This is a genomic window from Nitrospira sp. BLG_2 (genome assembly GCF_049222245.1).
The window spans coordinates 1-6,019 of sequence record NZ_JBLYIG010000383.1 but is presented as its reverse complement, the minus strand read 5'-3'; the positions used below and the strand labels follow the sequence as shown (position 1 = coordinate 6,019).

6 protein-coding genes are annotated in these 6,019 nt (G+C 56.6%); all 6 read left to right on the top strand.

What is annotated here, in order from left to right; translation table 11 throughout:
- Nucleotides 1–1,050, top strand: a 1,050-nt coding sequence (gene murC, locus ACOSYY_RS10620) for a UDP-N-acetylmuramate--L-alanine ligase (protein ID WP_421662316.1), incomplete at its 5' end; no start/stop codon positions are given.
- A gap of 78 nt (nucleotides 1,051–1,128) precedes the next feature.
- A complete protein-coding gene (gene murB / locus ACOSYY_RS10615) occupies nucleotides 1,129–2,001 on the top strand; it encodes a UDP-N-acetylmuramate dehydrogenase (RefSeq protein WP_421662315.1) in 873 nt (290 codons plus the stop codon).
- A 21-nt stretch (nucleotides 2,002–2,022) separates the two neighbouring features.
- Nucleotides 2,023–3,000 (top strand): D-alanine--D-alanine ligase family protein, encoded by a 978-nt coding sequence (locus ACOSYY_RS10610; RefSeq protein ID WP_421662314.1) that lies wholly within the window; start codon nucleotides 2,023–2,025, stop codon nucleotides 2,998–3,000.
- A 5-nt stretch (nucleotides 3,001–3,005) separates the two neighbouring features.
- Complete coding sequence (locus ACOSYY_RS10605) at nucleotides 3,006–3,860, top strand: cell division protein FtsQ/DivIB (protein WP_421662312.1); 855 nt, start codon at nucleotides 3,006–3,008, stop codon at nucleotides 3,858–3,860.
- Nucleotides 3,860–5,098 (top strand): cell division protein FtsA, encoded by a 1,239-nt coding sequence (gene ftsA / locus ACOSYY_RS10600; protein WP_421662317.1) that lies wholly within the window; start codon nucleotides 3,860–3,862, stop codon nucleotides 5,096–5,098. Before ACOSYY_RS10605 ends, ftsA begins: the two co-directional genes overlap by 1 nt.
- 63 nt (nucleotides 5,099–5,161) lie before the next feature.
- A partial coding sequence (gene ftsZ / locus ACOSYY_RS10595; RefSeq protein ID WP_421662311.1) for a cell division protein FtsZ occupies nucleotides 5,162–6,019 on the top strand: 858 nt, incomplete at its 3' end.

Below are 6,019 nucleotides of genomic sequence, written 5' to 3'. Positions count from 1 at the left end.
CATGGAAAAACCACCACGACATCGATGGTCGCGAACGTGTTGGCGCAGGGTGGTCTCGACCCCACAATGGTGATCGGAGGAAAGGTCAATGCCTTGGGAAGCCACGCACGACTTGGACGAGGCGACTTGCTCGTGGCGGAGGCAGACGAAAGCGATGGATCGTTTCTTCGTCTCTCCCCGACCATCGTTGCGGTGACGAATCTGGACCGCGAACACCTTGATCACTATGGCTCGATGGAACGCATCAACGAAAGCTTCCTGGAGTTTATCAACAAAATCCCATTCTACGGGTTGGCGGTATTGTGCGCCGATGATGAGTATCTGACCGCACTGCTTCCTCGCTTGGTCAAACGGTATCACACCTATGGGATTCGCGATCGGGGCGGAATGGCACCGGATTTTAAGGCCACCGACATCAGTCTGAAACAATGGGGTGCCGAGTTTCGGACATACTTCCGTGGAAGGAATCTGGGCCCCTTCCGATTGTCCGTGCCGGGCATCCACAACGTCTCAAATGCGTTGGCGGCCATTGCCATCGGCCTCGAACTAGAGATTCCTGTGGATCTGATTCGCAAAGGGTTAGCGGCCTTCACGGGAGTCGAACGGAGGTTTCATTTGAGGGGAGAAGCCGGCGGTATCATGGTGGTCGACGACTATGGCCACCATCCCACTGAGGTGAAAGCGACCCTCGCCGCCGCCAGGCAGGGTTGGGAAGATCGTCGATTGGTGGTTCTTTTTCAGCCGCATCGATACAGCCGGACGAGGGATTGTATCGCAGAGTTTGCGCATGCTTTTTATCATGCCGACCTGCTGTTCACGACGGAAATTTACCCGGCTGGTGAACCACCGATACCGGGCATTTCTGGAGCCGCCCTCGCTGAAACGATTAAGTCCGCGGGCCATCCATCAGTGACCTTCATTGAGCGCAAGGAAACACTACCGGATCACGTGTTGCCTTATTTAAGACCGGGCGATCTTGTCCTCACGTTGGGCGCTGGTGATATCTGGAAAGCAGGAACCGGGATTCTTGCCCGGCTTGAGTCTGCCTGATGGTTCATGAAGCATAGGGTGCAAACGAATGGAACGAAGGTGCGATCCACGCAGGCACAGCGCAGGTTGGAGTCTGCGGTGGCGGACGTTCGCGGGGTGGTTCGCTTTAATGCGCCGCTTAAAGAGTACACCTCATTTTACATCGGTGGTCCGGCTGATGTGCTGGTAGAGCCGGCGGACGTAGAAGATCTCGTGCGTCTTGCAAAGCAGACGCACGAACGGAAACTGCCGATCTTTGTATTGGGCGGCACCAACCTCCTCGTTCGGGACAAAGGAATTCGAGGTGTGGTGGTCAGTCTCGCAAAGTTACGCGCGATCAAAGAAGAACCAGGGTCCGTTTTGTATGCCGAAGGAGGCGTCGGCATGCCGACGCTCATCGGCCATGCCATCCGCCGGTCTTTGGCGGGATTGGAGTGGGCGGCGGGTATTCCCGGCACCGTCGCAGGATGTGTTGTGATGAATGCGGGCACACGACTAGGTGAAATGAAGGACTCAGTGAAAGCCGTCCGTCTTGTGTCCCCGAAGGGCGCGTTGATCGACTGTCCGGCAGAATCCATGGAATTTCGATATCGACGGGCGATATTGCCCCCCGGTGTTGTGATTGGAGTATGGCTGCAGCTGAGGCCGGGAGTGCGGGCGGACATAGAAAAAGTCGTGAAAGACTATCTTCACTACCGCCGTGATACGCAGCCGCTCACGCTACCAAGCGCGGGCTGTGTGTTCAAGAATCCGCTGAACGATTCTGCGGGGCGGGTCGTCGAGGCAGCGGGGCTCAAAGGGACATCGGTCGGTGATGCACAAGTTTCAACCAAACATGCCAATTTTATCGTGAATCCAGGACATGCAAGCGCGGCCGACGTACTCTCGTTGATCAAGAAGATACGCGCCCGAATCGTTCGAAAAACAGGGATTAGATTGGAGTTGGAAGTGAAAGTCGTGGGGGAAGCATAGCGAAAGGGAATAGTGGCGACGATGGGTAGACTGACAAATGCCCGGATCGGCGTACTCATGGGAGGACGATCTTCAGAGCGGGATATTTCGCTGAAGACCGGTCAGGCTGTTCACCAGGCGCTGGTCCGTCGAGGATACGATGCCGTGCCCATCGACGTCACGGATCAGCTGCATCGAGATTTGGATGATCAGAAAATCGCCATAGCCTTTCTTTCGCTGCATGGACCAGGCGGCGAAGACGGAACTGTCCAGGGATTTCTCGAGACACTGGGAATTCCTTACACTGGGTCCGGTGTACGCGCGAGCGCCGTGGGCATGCACAAGGCCGCCGCAAAGACGCTATTGGCCGCTCATGGTATTCCGCTACCTGCCGGAACCGTGGTGCGGGAAGGCGACAGGTCATCATTGGCAAAGGTTTTAAGGCAGACAAGACTGAAATTGCCAATCGTCGTCAAGCCGGTTTCGCAGGGCTCCACGATCGGAGTGACGATCGTCCGCCGCAGCAGTCAATGGAAGGAGGCGCTGGCCCTCGCACATCGCTATGATCCGGAGGCGATGGTGGAAAGTTATATTCCCGGACATGAAGCGGCCGTTTCCATCTTGGGGACGGCGACGGGAAGTCCCAAAGTACTTCCACCCATTGAGATCGTGGCGCCCGATGGCTTTTACGACTTCTCCGCAAAATATCAGAAGGGTAAGACTCAGTATCTCTGTCCCGCTCCGCTCCCTCGCAAGGTGGTTCACCACATCGGTGAGTTAGCCAGCCGAACCTACGAGGTGTTGGGGTGCGAAGGAGCCGCTCGCGTGGATTTTCGCATCACTCCAAGAGGGCGGCCGTATGTCTTGGAAATCAATACGGTTCCCGGCATGACGGAAACGAGTCTGCTGCCTATGGCCGCTACTCAAGCGGGAATGGGTTATGACGACTTAGTCGAACAAATTTTGAAGTCGGCGCTCGATCGTGCGCCTCGCTTTGCACGAATCGTCTCAAAGGAGTGAGGGTGATGCGATTCTTGGGAAGAAAGCGACCCCCGCCGGTGGGGCCGCGAAAGAATCAGTGGAAGGATTCGCAAGGAGAGAGGGCGGCGAAGGAAGCCAGCCGGGCAAAAAGAACCAGCCGAAAAACCCTTGCTCAATGGGTTGGGCTGGCGATCGGTACGGGGCTCGTGGCATGGGTCGTCGTGATGGTGGTGAGATATTCCGGACCCGCTCTTCAAACGTTGTTGGAAATCAAGACCATCACCATCGAAGGGAACCATCACGTCGAAAAACAGAAAGTGATCGAACTTGCAAAGCTGAAACCCGGTATCGGACTCCACCATATTGCCACGAGAGTTATTAAAGAGCAGGTGGAATCTCATCCGTGGGTCAAAGAGGCTGAAGTGACTCGTGTGCCGTTTCATGAATTACGTATATTCCTGGTCGAGCGAATACCTGCCGCCGTCGTCCGTGCCGATTCCCAGAACTTTCTCGCCGATTCGGCAGGGCATGTGCTTACCAGACTCGGTCAGACTGATGATGATGCGTTGCCTCTGGTGACGGGAATCGATCCCAAAGGCCTGTTAGAAGGTGCTGAATCGGTGAGGCAGGTCATCGCCTCGGGCATCGGGCTTGCCAAATTGGTCGGGCAAACATTCGAAGGTCGTTTGCAAGTGAGCGCTGAAAACCCGTCGAATCTTGTCGCACTCATACAGGGAGTGCGATTCCAGTTCAGAGAGGAAGCGGTCGGAGAACAATGGGAACGGTTCCGACGTGTCAAGCCGTCACTAAAGACACTGAACCTTGACGGTCACCGGCATGGAGTGAAAGAAGTGGACCTCCGGTACGAGAACCGAATCGTCGTACGGGAAGGCGGGTGATTGCGGTGCCGAAGCGTGATCAAATTCTCGTCGGACTCGACATCGGAACCACGAAGATTTGTGCGATCGTGGCCGAGATGACCGATGCCGGAGGGCTCAGCATTATCGGCGTCGGATCGAGCCCCTCGCGCGGCCTACGGAAAGGAGTCGTCGTTGATATCGAAAGCACCGTCGAATCCATCAAAAAAGCGGTCGAAGAAGCGGAGTTGATGGCGGCGGTTCAGATCAACTCTGTCTACACTGGCATCGCAGGCAGCCACATTTCCGCTGAAAACTGCAAGGGTGTCGTGGCGCTGAAACGGGCCGAGGTGACTCGTGAAGATATCCATCGGGCCATCGAAAGCGCTCGTACCCTCGCCGTGATTCCTCATGAGCGCAGGATTCTTCACGTGTTGCCTCGAGAGTTTATGGTGGATGGGCAAGAAGGTGTGCGCGAGCCGTTGGGCCTATCGGGTAATCGTTTGGAAGTCAACGTGCACATCATTACCGGTGCAGTGACGTCCGCGCAGAACATTGTGAAAAGCGTGAATCGAGCCGGGCTCGATGTCGTCGACATCATTCTCCAGCCGCTGGCGTCCAGTGAGGCGGTGCTGAGCCAGGAAGAGCGCGATTTAGGCGTAGCGATGGTGGACCTTGGAGGAGGAACGACGGACCTGGCTCTTTTTCTGGACGGCAGCATCCGGCACTCAGCGGTCCTTCCCATCGGAGGACAAAACTTAACGAAGGATTTGGCCATCGGCCTTCTCACCTCACAGACCGAGGCTGAGAAGATCAAGACACAGTACGGCGTTGCGCGGACTGAATTGGTGACCGCGCATCAGGGCGTCGACGTGCCGTCGGTGGGGGATCGTCCGGCCCGCACATTTTCCAGACGGGATATTGCCGAGATTTTGGAACCGCGTGTTGATGAGATGTTTGAGCTCGTCCGAAGAGAGATTGTGCGCGCCGGCTATGAAGGGATGCTTGGGGCCGGTGTCGTGATTACCGGCGGCACGTCCTTATTAGACGGCATGCTCGATGCTGCCGAGAAGGTCTTGAACTTGCCGGCACGCCGAGGCATACCTTCCGGGGTTGGAGGATTACGCGATATTGTCGGCCATCCCAGCCATTCGACCGGAGTCGGTCTATTGTTACACGGCCGGCGACATGTCGATGAATTAGAAACAGCTGGGCTTCGCAACGGGGGAACCTGGGAAAGAATGCGCAGGTGGACGAAACGGGTGTTGGAGGTCTTTTAACCTTTAAAACCCTTGCGGGCGGCAGATGGGTCGTCGTGCGAGGCGATGTGAGGAGGTGCCCCAATGTTCTCATTCCAAGAAGATATGCTGTCGCCGGTCCGCATCAAAGTGATCGGAATCGGCGGTGCCGGGTGCAACGCGATCAACACGATGATCACCTCCGGACTCGCACGCGTCGATTTTATCGCAGGCAACACCGATCTTCAGGCGCTTGATCGGTCGCTGGCCCCTTATAAGATTCAACTTGGACCGGAACGAACCCGCGGGTTGGGTGCGGGAGCAAAGCCGGAGATCGGTAGAGACGCAGCGCTTGAGAGTAAAGAGCATATCCGAGAATGTTTGGAAGGGGCGGACATGGTTTTCGTCACGGCGGGAATGGGGGGAGGGACCGGTACCGGGGCCGCCCCTATTGTGGCCAGCATCGCTCGCGAAATGGGTATCCTCACGGTAGGAGTCGTCACGAAACCGTTTCAGTATGAAGGGCAACGGCGACACAAGCATGCGGAAGAAGGAATCCGTGACTTACGTCGGCACGTCGATACATTGCTCGTCATTCCGAACCAACGACTGCTGGGAATCGTCGATAAATCGACCCCGCTTCTCGAAGCGTTCAAAGTTGCGGATGACGTGTTGCGGCAAGCGATCCAGGGCATTGCCGACGTCATTACGACCACAGGACATGTGAACGTCGATTTTGCCGACGTCCGTACCGTGATGTCACACACCGGACGAGCGGTCATGGGCATGGGGGTCTCTTATGGGCCGCATCGAGCGATCGAAGCGGCTCAAAAGGCCCTGTGCCGTCCTCTCCTCGAGGAAGGGAGCGTCGAAGGGGCTCGCGGCGTCCTGCTGAATATCACGGGAGGTCCCAGTATGTCGCTGCACGAGATCGAAGAAGCCGCCTCGATCATCCAACAGACG